This is a genomic window from Flavobacterium enshiense DK69, assembly GCF_000498495.1.
GTDB classification, from domain to species: Bacteria; Bacteroidota; Bacteroidia; order Flavobacteriales; family Flavobacteriaceae; genus Flavobacterium; species Flavobacterium enshiense.
In genome coordinates, this window is sequence record NZ_AVCS01000006.1 from 91,824 (window position 1) to 111,279 (window position 19,456).

Here is a 19,456-nt window from a genome sequence, read left to right on the forward strand (position 1 = left end):
TATACTGTGTTTTATTCGACAAGAATGTTATAAGTCAAGAACAAATCGACCCCGTTACTGTTTTTTCCTTTCCAAAATTTTAATGTGTATTCGCCTGGTTTGTCCAGATTAAATTTTAAATCTTGAGTTGTCATATTTCCGTTTTGTACAGAAGCACAATCACTATCTGAATGCTTGTAAACAGTTGATTCAACCGCAATGGTCCTTATGGAGCCTTCTTTTTCGAAATAAATTTTATTAAAGGTGTGACATTCCGTTGGCTGAACGAATTTTATTTTGATAGTATATTCTTTGTTTATTTTAAAATTAGTGGGTAATTCCACTTCGCTCACCGGCAACAATTCATACACCGTGGTTTCTGTTTCCGACTCTTTGCTGCAGGATAAATAAAGGAAAGGAATCAGAATCAATAAAAAAACATTTCTCATTATATAGGTTGTTGTTGCTAATAAGATGAAATAGAATTCAAAAGGTTGCGTATGAAAACCAAAAATCCCGAAAATTTTCGGGATTCTTTATTTTAGTTGGCATTATCTTTAATTAGCGTTTTGATTTTTTGTTCCAGTTCTTCCATCAGTTCCGGATTGTCTTTGATCAAAGCTTTCACAGCATCACGCCCCTGACCCAGTTTGGTATCGCCATAACTGAACCATGAACCGCTTTTTTTGATAATTTCAAATTCTACGGCCAAGTCTAAAACTTCTCCGGTTTTTGAAATACCTTCCCCATACATAATATCGAATTCAGCTGTACGGAATGGTGGCGCTACCTTGTTTTTTACAATTTTTACTTTGGTACGGTTACCTAATACATTTTCCCCATCTTTGATCTGGGTTGATTTACGGATATCGATACGTACCGAAGCATAAAACTTCAACGCATTACCTCCGGTTGTTGTTTCCGGGTTTCCGAACATTACTCCGATTTTTTCACGCAACTGGTTGATGAAGAAAACGGTACAATTCGTTTTGTTGATGGTAGCTGTTAATTTTCGTAGGGCCTGTGACATCAAACGGGCGTGTAATCCCATTTTGGAATCCCCCATTTCGCCTTCGATTTCACTCTTTGGTGTTAAAGCGGCAACCGAGTCGATTACTACTAAATCGATGGCACCTGAACGGATAAGGTTTTCAGCAATTTCCAAAGCTTGTTCCCCGTTGTCCGGTTGTGAAATGATCAGGTTGTCGATGTCTACTCCTAATTTCTGTGCATAGAAACGGTCAAATGCATGTTCCGCATCTATAAATGCAGCAATTCCTCCTGCTTTTTGAGCTTCAGCTATGGCGTGTAATGTTAAGGTGGTTTTACCTGACGATTCCGGTCCGTAAATTTCGATGATTCTTCCGCGCGGATATCCGTTTACCCCTAAGGCTAAATCCACACCAAGAGAACCGGACGGAATGGAATCTATTTCTTCCACTGCAGCATCTCCCAACTTCATTACGGTTCCTTTTCCGTAGGTTTTGTCCAACTTGTCTAAAGTTAATTGTAAGGCTTTTAATTTGGCTTCTTTCTCTGAACTCATTGTCTATAATTTTTGCTAAAAATAATGTTTTTTTTTAAGTTTCAAATAAGATGTTATCAACAGTTAAGTTAAAATTCCTTTCGTACGGCTTTTGGCCTGTGATGATTTTTTCAGAAATGAATTTATTGGGAAACAACTATGTAAGCGGCTAGAATTATTGTAAAATTTATCTTATACAATTATGATTTTCAGTTCTTTTTGTTTTCTTAAAAAAAATATTACAAAAGCGTGTAGTTTTGTTATTTTCATATGTATATTCGCGCAAAAAAATATTTATTTATGAAAAAAATCTTACTAACTGGAGCTTTTCTGATGTCAGCTTTGGTTTATTCACAAAATTTAGATTCCACATTTGGTACCAATGGCGGTGTTGTGGTTTCACAGTTCTCTACATCTAAAACTAGCGATTTGGTTGCCGGGGCGGCCTTACAATCAGATGGGAAGATGGTTTATGTTGGAAGATCAGTCGCTTTTTCAAGCTTTTCGTTTATTGCCAGAACTGATGCTTCAGGTGTTTTGGATACGTCATTTAATACTTTCGGATTTAGGACAATCAGCGGAAGTGGTTTTGAAGCTGTAGCCATTCAATCAGATGGAAAAATCCTGGCAGTTGGTCAGTCCAACATTTACCGATTTAATACGGACGGTAGTTTTGACAACACCTTTTCCGGGGATGGGATTTATTCGGTTACAATTGCCGGTTACAGCCCTTCTTTAAAGTCGATAGCCTTACAGTCTAGCGGTAAAATAGTTTTGGGAGGATTTGTGTCTAATGGCGGCGATAACGATTTCGCTTTGATTCGATTAAATGCTGACGGAAGTGCTGATACTGCTTTTGATTTTGATGGAATTGCAACATTGGCTGTTGGTTCTGAGGATGATGAAGCGGTTACGTTAGCAATTCAGGGTGATGGTAAAATCGTATTAGGCGGCCAGTCGTTTAATGGAAGTGATTATGATTTCGCCGTAGCCCGATTTAATTCGATAGGAACTTTAGACACGTCTTTCGGTACAAACGGAACTACTGTATCTCCTTTCGGATCAGCCTTGGATTTGGGCCGCGCACTTGATATTCAAAGTGATGGTAAGATCTTAATGTTGGGAGCCAGTAACAGTACGCTATCAATAGCAAGATATAATACTAATGGTCAGTTAGACACCTCTTTCGGCACCGACGGGCTGCTTTTAACAACAACTCCATTAACAGTAGGAAATCCGACTAATTCATTTTATTTTTCAAAACCGGTTGTTAAGTATCTTTCTGACGGTAAAATTTTGGTTTCGGGAACGTCTAGTAATGATTACGCGTTGTTTAGGTTTAATGCCGACGGAAGCGTAGATAACTCTTTTGGCTCTAACGGAACCACTTTATACAATCTTGAAACTTTGGATCGACAAGGGTTTTTATTCGTAAAATCAGACGGAAAAATCATATGTGGCGGTTCAAGTCTTGATGGAGCAACATCTGATTTTCAAAGAGGGGTTCAACTTCAGTTCACAAGTAACGGTCTTTTTGAATCTTTAACAAGTTTCAATCTTAAACAAGGGGCAGATCGGGGTATAGCTGTAATTGAACAGTCAAGTGGGAAGACTGTAGTTTTAGGCCAATCCAAAGAGGGAGCAGGATTCAATAACACTCTGGTTCGTTACAACACTAATGGTAGTTTAGACACAACTTTTGGAGTTAACGGGATGCTGAACCTTGGAATTTCAAATGTGTATAAGATGATACAACAACCTGATGGAAAAATTATACTGATCACTACCGGAGCGGATTTGATTCGTTTGAATGCAGACGGTCAAGCCGATTTGTCATTCGGTGTGAACAGTATTACGAATATGAAGGCAGACTCTAATAATATTGTGAGTTTTATCGATGCAATTGAGATTGGTCCGGATAATAAAATTTATGTAGCTTTCGACTATGACAGTTCAGCGACTACCAATGGGACTTTGTTTGATTTTGGGCTTTTGCGTTTGAATAGCAACGGAACTTTGGATACTACTTTTGGGAATAATGGTAAGGTAAATACCCGTTTTAACTTTTACTCGGCAGCAGAAATGAATTTCCCGGCAGATCTGTACATTCAAGCAGATGGTAAAATTATTTTGACCGGACCGCTTTATATTCCTCTAAACGGTTCGTATGTAGGGACTACAGAATTTACCAACGGGATAGTGCGTTATAATACGGATGGGACAATCGATACCACTTTCGGTACAAACGGTAAGGTGACAACGCAAATCGGGACTTACAATCACCCTTTTAAAATCGAGGGAACACTAAATAATAAGTTCATTATCAATTCAGGAATATCTACATCTAATTTGCATAGTCTGACACGATATAATAGCAACGGTAGTGTGGATACTTCTTTTGGTGTAAACGGATCAGTTGCTGATCAACCCGGGCAGATTTACAGCACGATGGTTGTTCAGTCGGACGGGAAAATTCTAAAAGGAGGGCGTTCTGGCAATCAGTTCTCTATCAGCCGTTATAATGCTGATGGTTCTCCAGATACTTCTTTCGGAACGTCCGGAATACTTTCTACTCCAATTTATTATAATTCTTCAATTGCCGATTTAATATTGTTGCAAAGTGGAAAATTGCTCGCGACAGGCTATGCATTTAACGGTTCTAATGATGTACTGGCACAGGTAAGGTATACTGACATAACGCTTGGGACTCTCAATTTTGAAGGGAACAACAACGTTTTATTGGTATATCCAAATCCTATAAAACAAGCGGCTACTTTTGAATACACTTTAGAAAATAACGAAACTATTTCCATTGATATCGTAGATTTACAAGGAAAAGTAGTAAAGTCCATTTTGAAAAATAAAGAACAATCGGTTGGAAATCACAAACAAAGCATTGATTTATCCGAAGGGTTTGCTGCTGGAATTTATATTCTTAATTTCTCTTCTGCTAAAGGGAATCAGTCAGTTAGAATAATGAAGGTTGATTAAAACCTTTTTTAACAAACTATGCAAAATCGGTCAAGAGTAATTTTGACCGATTTTTTTATGCGGATTATAGTGTTTTTTAATTCCAGCCACCTCCTAAAGCTCTGTATAAGTCTACCGTAGCGCTTAATTGTTGTTGGGTCAGTCTGGAAAGTTCCAATTCGGCTTCATATAAATTTCGCTGAACATCCAGTACTTCAAGATAGGAAACATAACCATTGTAATATCTGGCATTGGATAATTCAAGATTCTTTCTGGCTGCCATCACTTGTTTATTGCGTGCCTGCCATTCTTCTTTGTATGTTTTTACATCTTTTAGTGACTGCTCTACCTCGGAAACAGCTATGAGGTATGCTTTCTGATAAAAGAGCTTGGATTGTTCGGCTTCCTGTCTGAAGATCTCTACCCTGCGTTTGTTTTTTCCGAAATTGAATATCGGACCAACCACACCTGCCGAAGCATTCTGCAAGTAGGAGCTGTTTAAGAACAGGTCACTTAATTCAGAATTGGCAAAACCAGCCATCGCCGCAATGTTGAAAGAAGGATAACGCATCGCCTGGGCAACGCCGATTCTCTCGTTGGCGGCCATATAACGGAGTTCTGCTTCTCTGATATCCGGTCGGTTTTCCAGCAGTTTTGAAGGCAGCGAAAGCGGGATGTCGACGGTAATCCTCTGATCGTTGTTGGATTTGCCGCGCTCAATCGGTCCCGGAACTTGTCCGATTAAAACGGAAATAACGTTTTCCAAAAAAGTGATTTGTCTTTCGATACGGGGAATTCCGGCTTCGGCAATGGCTACTTGTTGTTCAATTTGAACTTTGTCAACTTCCGATGTATAACCTTTTATAAATCGTTCGTTAATAATGTTGAACGATTCTTGTCTGGCAATTAAGGTTTTCTTTGTAATATCCAATTGATTGTCGAGATCCCTTAACTGAAAATAAGAAACTGCTATATTGCTGATAATGCCTGTCAATATTACTTTTCGGGCCTCATCAGTCGCTAATAATTCGGCATTTAATGCTTTGTTTTCGTGGCGGACTTTGCCCCAGAAGTCCAATTCCCAATTCATATTCACGCCTACATTAGATGGGATGAAAGCGTCCTTATTGGCGTTTATGGTACCGCCGTAAGAGAATGAAGGGAGTAGATCGGCTTTCGAATAGCCTAATTCTGCCCGAGCACGTTCCAATCGGGCCATTGCGATTTTCAGGTCGTAGTTGTTTTCTATGCCTTTGTTGATAAGCCCTTCAAGAACATCGTCGTCGAAAACATCAAACCATTTCAGATTGACAACTGATTTGGCTGTATCTATGGGGATTTCTGTATTTTGATACCTTTCGGCTTTTTGTTCCTCGGGTCTTGAATATTTCGGACCTACCATACAACCCATCGGAAGCAGTGCCAGTCCTAAAACGACAATACCTATTTTTAATCTCTTACTCATGGCTTGTGGAATTTGGTTCACTATTATTTTCAGGCGTAATGGCTTCCTCTTTCTTTTTTCCGAAGCTTTCTATGAATACAAATAGTACAGGGATAAAACACACTCCTAATACGGTGGCGACCAACATTCCGCTAAACACCGCCGTTCCCATTACTTTACGGGCCTGTGCACCGGCACCGGAAGCCGTTAGCAGTGGAACTACTCCCAAAATGAAGGCAAACGCGGTCATCAGGATAGGTCGGAAACGCAATTTCGCAGCAGTTAATGCCGATTCCAGCAACGGAACCCCTTTTTCGTATTCGGCTTTGGCAAATTCTACAATCAAAATGGCATTTTTGGCGGCCAGTCCGATGAGCAATACCAATCCGATTTGCGCAAAAACGTTGTTGACATAATCAGGACTGAACAATTTGCAGAGGAACAATCCCAGGAACGCCCCAAATACGGCAAACGGAGTTCCCAACAAAACACTGAATGGGAGTTTCCAACTTTCATACTGCGCAGCAAGAATCAGGAACACAAAGACCAAGGCCATTATGAAAACCACATTTCCTTTTCCTTCGGCTGCTTTTTCCTGAAAACTCATGGCCGACCATTCATAGCCCATACTTTGCGGCAGGACTTCTTTTGCTGTTTCTTCCAGCGCTTTTAATGCCTGAGACGAACTATATCCGGGAGCCGGCGATCCCCCAATTTCAGCCGAACGGTATAAATTGAATCGGTTGGTGAATTCGGGACCGGTTTCACGTTTGATTGTCGCAATGGAAGACAGTGGGACCATGTTGCCGTCCTTCGATTTTATAAAAATTTTACTGATATCCGTAGGGTTGATGAATTCATCCGGAACCCCTTGAATTAAAACGATATACTGTCGTCCGTAACGGTTGAATTCGTTGATATATTGTCCTCCCAAATTGGCTCCGACCGTAGTGTTCACATCCGCCAGGGAAAGATTCAGTTCCTTTACTTTATCCCTATCAATTTCCAGGCGTATCTGAGGAACATTGGCATTAAATGTGGTTCGGATGGTACCTATTTCAGGACGTTTTTTGGCGGCATCCATAAAATTCTTGGTGTTCTCGGCCAGGTATTGCGGAGTGTTTCCTCCTTTGTCCTGTAACATTATGGTAAAACCGGCTGCATTTCCGATACCTGCAATAGGAGGAGGGCCGAAGGCGAAGACCGTAGCTTCGGTAATTTGAGTCGTGAATTTAGCATTCAATTCCTTCATGATCTGTGCTACGCTTTTGTCTCTGTGACTCCATTCCACCGGAGAAATGAAGATCAATGCATTGCTTGTGGCATTGGAATTTTTCAGCAAACTGAATCCGGCATTTGTGGTATAGAATTCGATGTTTTTATCTTGGGCAAGTATTTGTTCTATTTTTTTACAGACCTCGCTCGTTCTTTCCAATGACGAGGCTGAAGGCAATTCGACGTTGATGTAGAAGTATCCTTCGTCTTCTTCAGGAACGAATCCGGTTGGAACTTTTTTTCCTAAAATGACAATAACTCCAACAACTATTCCGATGAAGATTAGGCTTCGCATGGTTTTTTTAATCAGATAACCTGCCAAGCCGGTGTATTTATTAGTGACCGAATCAAATACCCGGTTAAAGCCAGCGAAAAATCGGGCCAGCCAGCCTTTTTGTTCCTTGGCGGGTTTAAGTAACAATGCACATAAAGCCGGACTCAATGTTAGAGCATTGATGGCAGACAAAATAACCGATATTGCAATCGTGATGGCAAACTGCTGGTACAGTCGTCCCGTAATTCCGGGGGTCAATGCTACCGGTATGAATACTGCGGTAAGTACCACGGCAATGGCAATTACCGGTCCGGCCACTTCTTTCATGGCCTGATTGGTAGCTTCCCTCGGTGTTTTTCCGTGTTCGATGTGGTGCATGACCGCCTCCACAACAACAATAGCGTCGTCAACCACGATACCAATTGCCAGTACCAGGCCTAATAGTGACAGTACGTTTACTGAAAACCCTAAAAGCGGGAAGAACATGAATACCCCGATTAATGAAACAGGTACGGTGATCAATGGGATTAAAGTTGCCTTCCAGTTCTGAAGGAAGATGAATACTACCAAGATTACCAAAATCACGGCTTCAAAAAGCGTGTGGACAATCTCATTGATTCCTTCAGAAACAGCTAAAGTGGTATCCAAAGAAACGTCATATTCTAAATCGTTCGGGAATTTTTCACTTAATTGTGCAATGGTCTTTTTCACATTTTCCGCTACTTCCAAAGCATTGGATCCCGGCATTTGCTTGATCCCGATAACTCCGGCCGGCTTACCATTTAAACGGGCCTGAGTGAAATAGTTTTCCGTTCCCAGTGAAACGGTGGCCACATCTTTTAGTCGGATTTGCTGGTTTTTTATATTCGACTTAACGATGATGTTTTCAAAATCCTCCTGCGTGACTAATCGGTCACTTAACATAACGTTGTAAGTGAATTCGTTTCCGTTTTTTGCCGGCGGGCCTCCGAATTTACCTCCGGGCGCAATTGCATTTTGTTCCTGAATGGCATTCATTACATCCAGAGCAGTCATGTCATATTTGGCCAAAACATCTGGTTTTATCCATACACGCATGGCGTAATTGCTTCCTCCGTACAGCAGTACCTCTCCAACTCCTTTAATACGGGCCAAAGGATCCACAATATTGATGGTAGCATAATTATTTAAAAAGTCAGCATTGTAGGTGTTATTTGGCGAATGCAATGAAATCAGAAGCATGGGAACCAACAACGATTTTTTGGTGGAAACCCCTGTGGTTCTTACGTCTTGCGGTAATTTAGGAGTAGCCTCCGCAACCCTGTTTTGGGTAAGCATGGTAGCTACATCCAAATTGGTTCCGATATCAAATGTAACGGAAAGCCCCATGTTACCGTCACCGGCATTAGTGGATTGCATGTATAGCATGTTTTCCACCCCATTTACTTTTTGCTCGATGGGCGTGGCAACGGCTTGTTCCACATTGATGGCATTAGCTCCCCTGTAACTTCCGTTTATGTTGATGATAGGCGGCGCAATGTCAGGGAATTTAGATACCGGAGTGGATCTTAATGAAAGAAACCCGATAATTACGATTAAAATGGAGAGCACAATGGCGACAATGGGCCTCCTTACGAAAAAATGATCCATAATTATTCGGTTTGATTTGAGACATTTTTTTCACTGCTTTCAGCAAATGGAACAGGTTCAACAACGGAACCCGGCTGAACAAATAAGGTACCTACTATGGCTACACGGTCACCCGATTCCAGTCCTTTAGATATGACCCAATCCGTTCCTATTTTTTCACCTACTTCTACTACTTTCACCTGTATCTTCTTAGCTTGGTCAATGGCATAAACCTGATAAATACCCTGCATTTCGGTAACAGCCTTTTGCGGGATTACAACAGCGTCTTTTTGAGTCGTTATCACTATACGGATTTTTACAAATTGCCCCGAACGTATGATTCTTTCGGGATTGGGGAATTGAGCTTCGAAGGTTACGGTTCCCGTGGTGGGATCGACACTGGCATCGGCAAAATTCATTTTTCCTTTATGTTGGTAGGTACTTCCGTCGGATAGGATCAATTCTAAGTCGGTTAATGTGGGTGGGTTTGGTCCAAATTTTTTCTGATATTGTAAAAAGGAGGCTTCACTGACAGCGAAACGCACGCGCACCTCGTTTAATCTGGAAACGGTGTTCAGATGCGCCGTATTTCCTATTCTTGAAATATAATCCCCGATTCGGGCGTTACTAATACCTATAACACCGTCAACAGGAGCGTAAATATTACAGTAGCCTCGTTCTATTTGTTGGTTTCTCAGGCTAGCTTGGGCACTAGCAAGGCTGGATTTTGTAGTTTTTACCCTGGCAATGGCTGCGTCGAGTTCTCTTTTACTTACCGCATTCATTTCGGCCAGAGGTTTTATTCTTTTTAATTCTTCTTCTGCATTTACGTAGTTGCTATTAAAAGCGGCCACTTGTCCTTTTTCGCGCTCTACCTTTGTGTCATATTCGATAGGATCAATCGTATACAACAACTGTCCTTTTCTTACTCTGTCGCCCTCTTTAAAGTGGATGCCCTGCAGGATGCCGTCCACCCTTGCTACCAGATCAACGTCTAAATCTCCAAATGTCTGCGCAGGATATTCCCTGAAAACTGGGATATCGCTTTTCTCAACTACAACGTATGGGACTTTTATAGGAGGGATAACTTTTTCTTCTTTCTTGCAGGAAATCCATATGCATGATAAGAAGAACAGTATCAACACGACTTTTGATTTTTTTAGAGCATTCATCTTGGTTTACTTTTTAAAAATTATAAAATAGCCGATTCTTATTTCTTTCCAATTTGGCATTTCCTGAGTGCCAATTATTTGATAGCGTTGCATGCTTTTAGGAACTTATCGAAAACAAACAATTAAGTCCTGGAAATAATTTAAACGTGATTGGGGCAATAACTTTAAAAAATGCCATTTATGGCACCATGAATTCTTAAAAAATAGTAGGTATGCTTTCATACAAATATAAAAAATCTTACATTAATCCAACTGTTTTTGAGATAATTACACTTTATTTTCGATGTAATACTTTACTTTGTTTAAATGAGCATCATTGTTTTTTATGAACTTGGTTTATGTTTGTTCCGGAATGAAATAAAACAATAGGGCAATAAGCATGTACAATGTGATCATCTGTATTCCTTTGTACCAGTTTGACGTGCCGTCATTGGAAACAACCGTAGTAAGCAGTACTGCCATAAACATGGCGCCTGTTTCTGCCCGGTTGAAGTTTAAAAACATCGGTTGTGGTCCAATGAAAAAACTGAGTAATATAAGTAAAGGAGTTACAAACAGCGCAATTTGTATAGAACTGCCAAGAGCTATACCTATGGTAAGATCCACTTTGTTTTTTGCTCCCATGGCAATGGCCGAGAGACTTTCTGCTGCACCTCCGATTACAGCCACAAACACAATTCCGATAAAGGCAGGAGTCATGCCCAGTTCTTTTCCGGTTCCTTCGGCTGCGCCCACCAAAATTTCGCTCATAAATGCTGCGGTTACGGAGGCTGCAACAAGAGCTCCGATGGCTTTTTCTTTGCTCCAGGGTTTGTGTTCTTCACCCAGTCTATTGTCAGCATTTTTATTGATGCTTTTAAATAGATCAGGATGTGTCTTAATCATGAAAAACAGGTAGGACGCGTAAGCTACTAACAGACCAATGGCAAGCAGTATGTTGAGGCTGCTCTCGTTGTCCTTATAGACATCACCCATGTTGACAATAAAAAAACGGTGAAATGCACTGGGAATAATTATGCTGCAAACCGCCAAAAACATCATGGAATTGTAGGTGTGAATGGTAACCGGATTGTATTCTTGGATACGGTGTTTAATGCCGCCAATGAAAAAAGCAACCCCTGTAGCCAATAATAAATTAGCAAGTATGGCCCCTGCAATAGATGCTAGTACCATTTGATACATTCCGGCATTCAGCGCGATAATGGCAATGATTAATTCGGGAGCGTTGCCAAATGTAGCATTCAAAAGACCTCCAATGGCATCTCCTGTATAATGGGCCAGATTTTCGGTTGATTCGCCGATCAGTTTTGCAATGGGAATGATGGATAGGGCTGCTGAAAAGAAAATGAGAGAATCTTCCACGCTTTTTTTTTCCAATATAATCGTTATCGGAATAAAAATGAAGAGCCAAAACACAGAAGGTTTTAAGTATTTTCTCATTTTAAGAGGCTGGTATTTAACCTAATAAAGGTAAAGAAATAATTCAGAAGTAGCAGATTATTCTTATATCTGGCATTTTTTATCGTTGAAAAACACCAGTTTGAAATTTCGCATTAAATGAATTCTGAAGTCTTCCGAATGTAATTTTTTAAAACATTGAGAATCAGTTTGTTTTGAAATTAATCTGAAATGTTTATTTTTGCACCCGAATTCTTCCATTTAGAACTCGAGGCATAGCCGAATAGGCGAAGCCAATTCATAACATAATTTCTCACTTAAAGTTTATAGCATGCAACTGTATAACACCTTAAGCGCAGAAGAAAGAGCCGAGCTTATCGATCAAGCCGGAAAACAACGCCTTACGTTGTCTTTCTACGCCTATGCGCACATTGAAGATCCTAAAAAATTCAGAGACGATTTATTTATTGAGTGGAACAAGCTTGATGCTTTGGGCCGTACTTATGTGGCCAAAGAGGGTATCAACGCACAAATGTCGGTTCCGGCCGAGAATTTTGAAGCCTTCCGCGATACTTTGGAAGCCTATGATTTCATGAAAGGAATCCGTCTCAATGTAGCCGTAGAGCATGATGATCACTCGTTTTTAAAATTGACCGTGAAAGTACGTCACAAAATTGTGGCCGACGGTCTAAACGATGACACGTTCGACGTAACCAATAAAGGGGTCCACTTAAGAGCAAAAGAGTTTAATGCAATTTTGGATGATCCGAATACAATCGTGGTGGATTTCCGAAACCATTATGAAAGTGAAGTAGGTCATTTCAAAGGTGCGATTACTCCGGATGTTGAAACCTTCCGTGAATCGTTACCTATTATCAACGAACAGTTGAAAGACTTCAAAGAAGATAAAAATCTGGTAATGTACTGTACCGGAGGAATCCGTTGTGAAAAGGCTTCGGCTTATTTCAAACATCAGGGATTCAAAAATGTATTCCAACTTGAAGGCGGTATTATCAACTACGCTAAACAGATTAAAGAAGAAGGTCTGGAAAGCAAATTCATCGGAAAGAATTTCGTGTTCGACCACCGTTTGGGAGAGCGCATCACCGAGGATATCGTTTCGCAATGCCACCAATGTGGAAAACCGTGTGACAATCACACGAATTGTGAAAACGATGCCTGTCATTTATTATTTATCCAATGTGATGAGTGTAAAGAAGCCATGGACAACTGTTGTTCGACCGAATGTCTTGAAATTACACATTTACCGTTAGTGGAACAGATTAAACGCAGAAGAGGAGCGCAGGTGGGGAACAAAGTATTCCGAAAAGGGAAATCAGAATCGCTCAAATTCAAGAAATCAGGCGAGTTAACTGATACTCCTTTGGCGGTAGCCGAAAAACCGAAAACCATCCGTCAGAAAATAAAAATAAAAAAGGTGTTGCTTGGTAAAGTTGAGCATTACTATGTAAAAGCACAGATTGGACTTTTCATTATCGAAAATCAGGAGTTGTATCTTGGGGATAAGATTTTAATCTCCGGACCAACAACTGGCAATCAGGAGCTGATTTTAGATAAAATGCACGTTAACGGAACTGAAGCATCTCAGGCAAAACCTGGTGATAAAGTAACGTTTGCCGTGCCGTTCCGAGTGAGATTATCCGATAAATTATTTAAAATTATCAGCTAATGACCACCTCTGGAAGAATTGAACTAATGGCTCCGGCAGGAAATTTCGAATCGATGCAGGCCGCCTTGGACAACGGTTGCGATTCCATTTATTTTGGAGTAGAACAACTGAATATGCGTGCGCGTGCCACGGTGAATTTCGTATTGGATGATTTGCCGGAAATTGCCCGCCGCTGTAACGAAAAAAAAGTCAGAACCTATCTGACTTTAAATACGATCATTTATGACCACGATTTGTCGGTCGTGAAAACGTTGCTTACTAAAGCCAAGGAAGCAGGAATTACCGCGGTAATTGCTTCGGATCAGGCGGTTATCATGACGGCAAAAACGATGGGAATCGAGGTGCATATTTCGACTCAGTTGAATGTGACGAATATTGAAACCGTTAAATTCTACAGTCTGTTTGCCGACACTATCGTATTGTCTCGGGAATTGAGTTTGCGTCAGGTAAAGAAAATTACCGATGAGATCGAAAGGGAACAGATCAAAGGACCTTCGGGGAATCTGGTGGAAATTGAAATATTCGGACACGGAGCATTGTGTATGGCGGTTTCAGGGAAATGTTACCTGAGCCTGCATTCGCATAATTCATCTGCAAACCGCGGCGCCTGCAAACAAAATTGCCGTAAAAAATATACAGTAATCGATCAGGAAAGCGGATTTGAAATTGAAATCGATAACGAATACATGATGTCTCCCAAAGATTTGTGTACGATTGATTTTCTGGATCAGGTAATCGATTCGGGCATAAAAGTACTGAAATTAGAAGGACGCGGAAGAGCCGCCGATTATGTGGCAACTGTAGTCAGAACCTACAGGGAAGCCATCGATGCCTATTACGAGGGAACATTTACCAAAGAGAAAATAAGCACTTGGATGGAAGATTTGTCAACTGTTTATAACCGCGGATTTTGGTCGGGTTATTACTTGGGACAAAAATTAGGCGAATGGTCAGACAATCCGGGTTCGAGTGCGACGCAAAAAAAGGTATATGTTGGAAAAGGAATGCATTATTTCCCGAAATCAGGTGTGGCCGAGTTCAAAATCGAGGCTTACGATATCAAAAAAGGCGATAAACTTCTGATTACCGGTCCAAGCACAGGAGCTCAGGAACTGGTTTTGGAAGAAATGCTGGTCAACGATCTGGATTCCGAAAAGGCAACCAAAGGAGACAGTTGTACGCTGAAAGTTCCGTTCCGTATCCGTTTGTCTGACAAGATGTATAAAATTGTAGAGAACTAATGGTCATCATCACATTACAAAGAGACAAATGCATCGGTTGTAATTATTGTGTTGAAATGGCTCCGGCACAGTTTCAGATGTCTAAAAAAGACGGGAAAACGGTGTTACTGAAGTCGATTGATACCAAAGGGTTTCACACTTTAAAATCGCCCGATCATTCAATCGTTGAAAATTGCGAACTGGCAGAAAAAGCCTGTCCTGTGAGAATAATTTCGGTAAAAGAAGTCTAAGACAGAAATACCGGAATACCAATAAAAAAACCTGTCCTGTATAAATACGGGGCAGGTTTTTTTATGTAATAGATTTAGAGTTCGACTCCTTCGTGGGATTCTTCTATATCAGTCGTACTTCTTTTGATATTCTCTTTGGCATGGACTTTTCCTTCTTCTACCCATGCATCGAACAATTGGTAGCCAATAGAGAATACGATTGGCCCCACAAATAGGCCGATAAATCCGGACATCATGAACCCGCCGATAACACCAAGGAAAATAACCAACATGGGAACGGAAGCTCCTTTTCCTAAAAGCAGCGGTTTTAATACATTGTCGGACAGTCCGCTTACTGCGAAAAATATAGACCATAAAATAGCGGTAGTAGTACTGTCGCCAGTTGAAAAAAGATAAACGATTACCCCGATATTAACGATGATAGGGCCAATCTGCAAAATAGATAATATCAGACAGATTAATGTCAGCACACCTGCGAAAGGTACCCCGCAGAGAAACAGTCCAAAGGCCTGAATGATGGTCTGTATTACCGCTACTCCCAAAATTCCTTTCACGACCTGATATACCGTAGAGACCGTTATGTTTATAACTTGTTCTCCTTTTTTTGGTCCGGCGACTCTCATTATTAAATCGGAGGCTAGATCCTGAGAGCTTTTGGATGCCATTAAGAATCCGGCAATAATAAGCGAAAGGATGATTTGAAGGAACGTCAGTCCGGAACTTACAATACCTCCTAATGCTATTTTGGAAACCTCCACAATTTGTTCTTTGTAGTCCACAACGGCTTTTTCAATATTAACAGAGGCAGAACTCAGAAAGTTATATATTTTGTCTCCGATAATAGGCCAATCCTTCATTTTTTCAGCCGGAGTGTCTATTTTTAATGTTCCGGCTTCCATTTGGTCTTTTACGTCAATAATGCTGCCGACAACTGAATTGAAAAAAGTAATCGTAGGCACAATGATAAGCAGCAATATGACCGTTATTATTAGAAAAGCAGCCAAACCGCCGCGTCCCTTTAATTTTTTCTGGACAAAATTATATAAGGGATACAGAATAATGGCAAAGATGATTGCCCAAAGAATCGGCATTGTAAAAGGTAGTAAAAGCCTAATGCAGAATCCCATGATAAGGAATATCATTCCCAATTGCAGGATGAGGTCGAATAGCGTTTTGCTATTAAAATCGGAATTGTTTTTCATGCCCTTTGGTTTTTAAAAGTTAGTGAAACGGATAAAAGTTGAATTTTTATGTTTTATTTTTTCTGAGATCGGGAGTGTTGCTGTCTGATACCAGGCGTCCAATCAGGATAACAGGATACAACACGCCAAAAATGGCTTCCATCTGTACCATCGAGCGCGCAAACGGATGCAGCGGAAGTATTTCACCATAACCTGTAGTGGTGATAGTGATATAACTGAAATACAAAAAATTGGCTTCCAGGCTGTTTCGTTCAAATGGAGGCAGGGTAACCTGGAATGAGCCTTCGATATCCTGGAATATATATAAGTAAATGATAGACCAGAGGTTTGCCATCAGCATATAAACTACCACCGATCCGACTACCCTGAATATAGTTACAGGTCCGGGTTCAAATACTTTTATAAGAACCAGTATGATTAACAGTAAAAGGGCAGCAATGGAAAGGATGAAGTCGGCAACCACAATAAAAGTACTGGTATTGAAAAGACTGATCCAGCCAACGACTACAAACAAAACAGGAATAATGGAAATCAGTATGGCTTGTTTTTTAGTGTTCTCCAATGCAAAAATACCCGACAAAAGAAAGAGTACCCAGAAAATCTGCATGGCTAATTTTAAAAAGGAATAACTGCCAAACAACGGAATAAAAAGAAAGTGCATGATGAAAAGCAAAACCAGCATGCTTAAAAGGCCGTCTTCCTTATCCCATAAACCATTGAATAAACGATATTTTTTTGCTTTGACCATAAGGTTTTATTTTAAGATGGAAATCAATCAGTAATTGCAAAAATCAATAATGAACGGCTGCACTTAAATGGGTATGGGTTCGACTTCGACCCTTCCGAGCGGCCTTCTTCCCAATCGGAAAAGCAAAATAATCAGAACCGGTAAAAAACAAATGGCAGACAATACCAGATAGATATCTTTATAAGCAAGTAAAATAGCGGCTTGGGAAGTTTGGTTGGAAAGACTCCGTTCAGCCATTTTTTGTGCTTCTATTTCGGACATGCCTTTGTGTAAATATACGTTTTTTGTTTGAATTAACTGATCTTCAGCTAATTGGTTTGTAGGGGATAACTGCTGACTTAAGCCTGTTTTATGATGGATATTGGCGTTAGTAATCATCGTTCCTAAAATGGCACTTCCCAGCAAAACGGCCAGAACAACACGGCAAATGACACCGCTCATCATTCGGGAATCGCCTAATTTTTTTGGAATCCCTTCGGCTAAATAAAGCGATGAGGTCGGATACAGAAATCCAATGGCCAATCCTTTGATAACAAAAGGAGCCAGGAAATCGGAGGGACTAATTTCCGGATAAAATCTGAAGAAGAGGATGAAATGGTACAAGCCGTAGCAGGTGAAACCCATAATCCAAACCGTACCGATGTAAATTTTTTTGTATAGGAGATAGGTTGTTAATGGAATCGCTATGAAAATCCCGATCAGCATGGATAAATGGGTCCGGGCTTCATACAAAGGATCGAAACCAAGCACATTGCCCATGAATCCCGAAACAACGCTTCCCGTACCGTTAATGGCTCCAATATAGAAAAAGAGAAAAGAGCCTATTGCCACATTGGAGTATTTGAACACGTCAGGGTCAATCAGCGGATCTTCGGTAAAACGGGTATGAAGGATATATATTCCGACAATAATTAACCCAAAAGCTACGGCAGAAGCTATTTTAGGATCCTGGAACCAATTTCGCGTTTGTCCTTCGGCACACAGGAAAAGAATATCGGTAAACAATAATATCATGAGGAACCATCCTCGCCAATCAAATTGGAAAATGCCTTTCATCGGAGCGACGTCTTTTCGGTAAAAAATCCACGCCAAAATAATGCCGATGAAAAAATTGGCATTTAGAAAGTAAACACTGAAGGTCCAATCGTGTAAACTGGTGAAACTCGTGCCAAAGTATTTATAGATGTGCTGGCTTCCCTGAAGAATGAACTGCATGATTCCGTACATGATGGCCATATTGAAAGCCGGATTGTATTTCAGGATGATCGGAATCATGGTCGCGAATATCCCGATAATCGAAAGGATGGATAAAAGCGAACGCCAAACAGTAAACCATCCAATGGATGTTGTGTATAATGAAGCGGTATTGCAGATTATCGACAAAAAGCTAACGGATAAAATCATCGTGCGAAGCGGAAGCTGTTTGGCGATTCGTATCCCCAACGGTAAAAAGGCTAGCATGGCAAAAACCGGAATGTAACTCGAATAGGTGAAAGCTGTTGTTGATTCTCCGAAATGGCCAAGTATCTGTGAATTATCGTAAGCGGTAATATTCAGTGTATTAAAAAAAGGAATGGTCAGGACATATAGCCCGACAAGAATCAAAACGCTTCCTTTTTTTATCTTAACCATCGCTTACTTTTTTGCTTCAACTGTTGCATTCATTCCGGGTTTTACGGGTTCGAGTTCCTGGGGACTGGCTTCAAATTCGATTTTTACCGGAATGCGTTGGGTGATTTTCACGAAATTACCCGTGGAATTATCCGGTTCCACCATCGAAAATTTGGCTCCGGTGGCCGGCGAAAATCCAACCACTTTTCCTTTGAATTCCTTGCCGTCCAGCGCATCTATGGTAATCGTAACCGGTTGTCCCAATTTTATTCGTTCGACCTGTGTTTCTTTGAAGTTGGCGATCACCCATAGTTTGTGTTTCAGTACAATGGAAGCTATCACTTGATTCGTATTCACCAAATCGCCCACGGAAAGTTGCCGTTCGCCCACAAAACCATCAATCGGGGCTTTTATTACCGTATACGATAATTGCAGTTTGGCATTATCCAGATTGGCTTTTTTACCGGCCACGGTAGCTTTTGCGGCTTCCAGATTGGTTTTGCTCTGCTGGGTAATGGAACTGCTCGCCATCAATTCGTTCTGTCCTGCTTTTAGATAGGCTTCGGTCGATTTCATTTTGGCCAGTACCTGATCGTACTGGTTTCGCGTCACGGCCGAATCAGCAAACATTTTTTCAAAACGCTGATAATCTTTTCTCGCTTTTTCAAGATCTGCCATATCGCCGGCTAGTTTTTCCTTTGCAGCCGCCTGATTGGATGTCGATGTAATAATTGCTTGTTCTAAAGAATGCAGATTTCCTTCGGCTATGGCTAAATCGGCTTCTGCCTGTCTCACTTTGATTTGATATTCTGAGTCATCAAGAATGATCAGCGTATCGCCTTTGTGTACAGGCTGGTTGGCCTCGAACCGGATTTCTTTAATATGTCCGCTCGCCCGGGCCGCAATGTTGTTCATATAGGATTCCACCTGGGCATTGTTGGTGGTTTCGTTTTGGCTGAAGTCAAAAAACAGACTCAATATCCACAAAACACCCCCCAGCAGAAAAGCAAAAGAAAGGATGGTCAGAATGGTGTTTCTTTTTCGTTCTGATTTTTGAACTGCCTCGTTGTTTTGGTTTTCCTGGCTCAT

14 protein-coding genes are annotated in these 19,456 nt (G+C 40.8%); 4 read left to right on the forward strand and 10 right to left on the reverse strand.

Going from position 1 to position 19,456, the window contains the following annotated elements; all coding sequences use genetic code 11:
• Nucleotides 1-11: 11 nt before the first annotated feature.
• Nucleotides 12-428, reverse strand: a complete 417-nt coding sequence (locus FEDK69T_RS03200) for a hypothetical protein (protein WP_023572702.1) — start codon at nucleotides 426-428, stop codon at nucleotides 12-14.
• Nucleotides 429-520: 92 nt separating this feature from the next.
• Nucleotides 521-1,525, reverse strand: coding sequence for a recombinase RecA (gene recA / locus FEDK69T_RS03205; protein WP_023572703.1), 1,005 nt, complete (start codon nucleotides 1,523-1,525; stop codon nucleotides 521-523).
• Nucleotides 1,526-1,804: 279 nt separating this feature from the next.
• Here recA and FEDK69T_RS03210 point away from each other — a divergent pair, with 279 nt between their 5' ends.
• Nucleotides 1,805-4,495, forward strand: a complete 2,691-nt coding sequence (locus FEDK69T_RS03210) for a T9SS type A sorting domain-containing protein (RefSeq protein WP_023572704.1) — start codon at nucleotides 1,805-1,807, stop codon at nucleotides 4,493-4,495.
• 76 nt (nucleotides 4,496-4,571) lie between these two features.
• Here the strand turns inward: FEDK69T_RS03210 and FEDK69T_RS03215 are convergent, their stop codons facing one another.
• The 4 genes from FEDK69T_RS03215 to cax form a co-directional block, all read right to left on the reverse strand.
• Nucleotides 4,572-5,939, reverse strand: coding sequence for an efflux transporter outer membrane subunit (locus FEDK69T_RS03215; protein ID WP_035630651.1), 1,368 nt, complete (start codon nucleotides 5,937-5,939; stop codon nucleotides 4,572-4,574).
• Complete coding sequence (locus tag FEDK69T_RS03220) at nucleotides 5,932-9,096, reverse strand: efflux RND transporter permease subunit (RefSeq protein ID WP_023572706.1); 3,165 nt, start codon at nucleotides 9,094-9,096, stop codon at nucleotides 5,932-5,934. The genes FEDK69T_RS03215 and FEDK69T_RS03220 overlap by 8 nt, the downstream gene beginning before the upstream one ends.
• Before the next feature lie 2 nt (nucleotides 9,097-9,098).
• Entirely contained in the window at nucleotides 9,099-10,247 is a 1,149-nt protein-coding gene (locus FEDK69T_RS03225; RefSeq protein ID WP_023572707.1) for an efflux RND transporter periplasmic adaptor subunit, read from the reverse strand.
• A gap of 336 nt (nucleotides 10,248-10,583) precedes the next feature.
• A complete protein-coding gene (gene cax, locus FEDK69T_RS03230) occupies nucleotides 10,584-11,687 on the reverse strand; it encodes a calcium/proton exchanger (RefSeq protein ID WP_035630650.1) in 1,104 nt (367 codons plus the stop codon).
• A 289-nt stretch (nucleotides 11,688-11,976) separates the two neighbouring features.
• Between cax and trhO the strand changes: the two genes are divergently transcribed.
• From trhO to FEDK69T_RS03245, 3 genes are read left to right on the forward strand one after another with little or no spacing between them, the layout of a single operon-like run.
• The gene (gene trhO, locus FEDK69T_RS03235) at nucleotides 11,977-13,335 is read left to right on the forward strand and encodes an oxygen-dependent tRNA uridine(34) hydroxylase TrhO (protein WP_023572711.1); all 1,359 of its coding nucleotides are present in this window, start codon (nucleotides 11,977-11,979) and stop codon (nucleotides 13,333-13,335) included.
• Nucleotides 13,335-14,576, forward strand: coding sequence for a peptidase U32 family protein (locus FEDK69T_RS03240; RefSeq protein ID WP_035630649.1), 1,242 nt, complete (start codon nucleotides 13,335-13,337; stop codon nucleotides 14,574-14,576). Before trhO ends, FEDK69T_RS03240 begins: the two co-directional genes overlap by 1 nt.
• Nucleotides 14,576-14,806 carry a ferredoxin gene (locus tag FEDK69T_RS03245; RefSeq protein ID WP_035630648.1) on the forward strand — a complete coding sequence of 77 codons (231 nt, stop codon included), beginning with the start codon at nucleotides 14,576-14,578 and terminating at the stop codon, nucleotides 14,804-14,806. Before FEDK69T_RS03240 ends, FEDK69T_RS03245 begins: the two co-directional genes overlap by 1 nt.
• Nucleotides 14,807-14,880: 74 nt before the next feature.
• On the opposite strand, the gene FEDK69T_RS03250 is transcribed toward FEDK69T_RS03245, so the two are convergent.
• The 4 genes from FEDK69T_RS03250 to FEDK69T_RS03265 all read right to left on the reverse strand — a co-directional run bounded on the left by FEDK69T_RS03250 (nucleotide 14,881) and on the right by FEDK69T_RS03265 (nucleotide 19,456).
• Nucleotides 14,881-16,008 (reverse strand): AI-2E family transporter, encoded by a 1,128-nt coding sequence (locus FEDK69T_RS03250; protein WP_023572714.1) that lies wholly within the window; start codon nucleotides 16,006-16,008, stop codon nucleotides 14,881-14,883.
• A gap of 46 nt (nucleotides 16,009-16,054) precedes the next feature.
• Entirely contained in the window at nucleotides 16,055-16,756 is a 702-nt protein-coding gene (locus FEDK69T_RS03255) for a potassium channel family protein (protein ID WP_023572715.1), read from the reverse strand.
• Nucleotides 16,757-16,819: 63 nt separating this feature from the next.
• A complete protein-coding gene (locus tag FEDK69T_RS03260; RefSeq protein ID WP_023572716.1) occupies nucleotides 16,820-18,388 on the reverse strand; it encodes an efflux MFS transporter permease in 1,569 nt (522 codons plus the stop codon).
• A gap of 3 nt (nucleotides 18,389-18,391) precedes the next feature.
• Nucleotides 18,392-19,456 carry an HlyD family secretion protein gene (locus FEDK69T_RS03265; protein ID WP_023572717.1) on the reverse strand — a complete coding sequence of 355 codons (1,065 nt, stop codon included), beginning with the start codon at nucleotides 19,454-19,456 and terminating at the stop codon, nucleotides 18,392-18,394.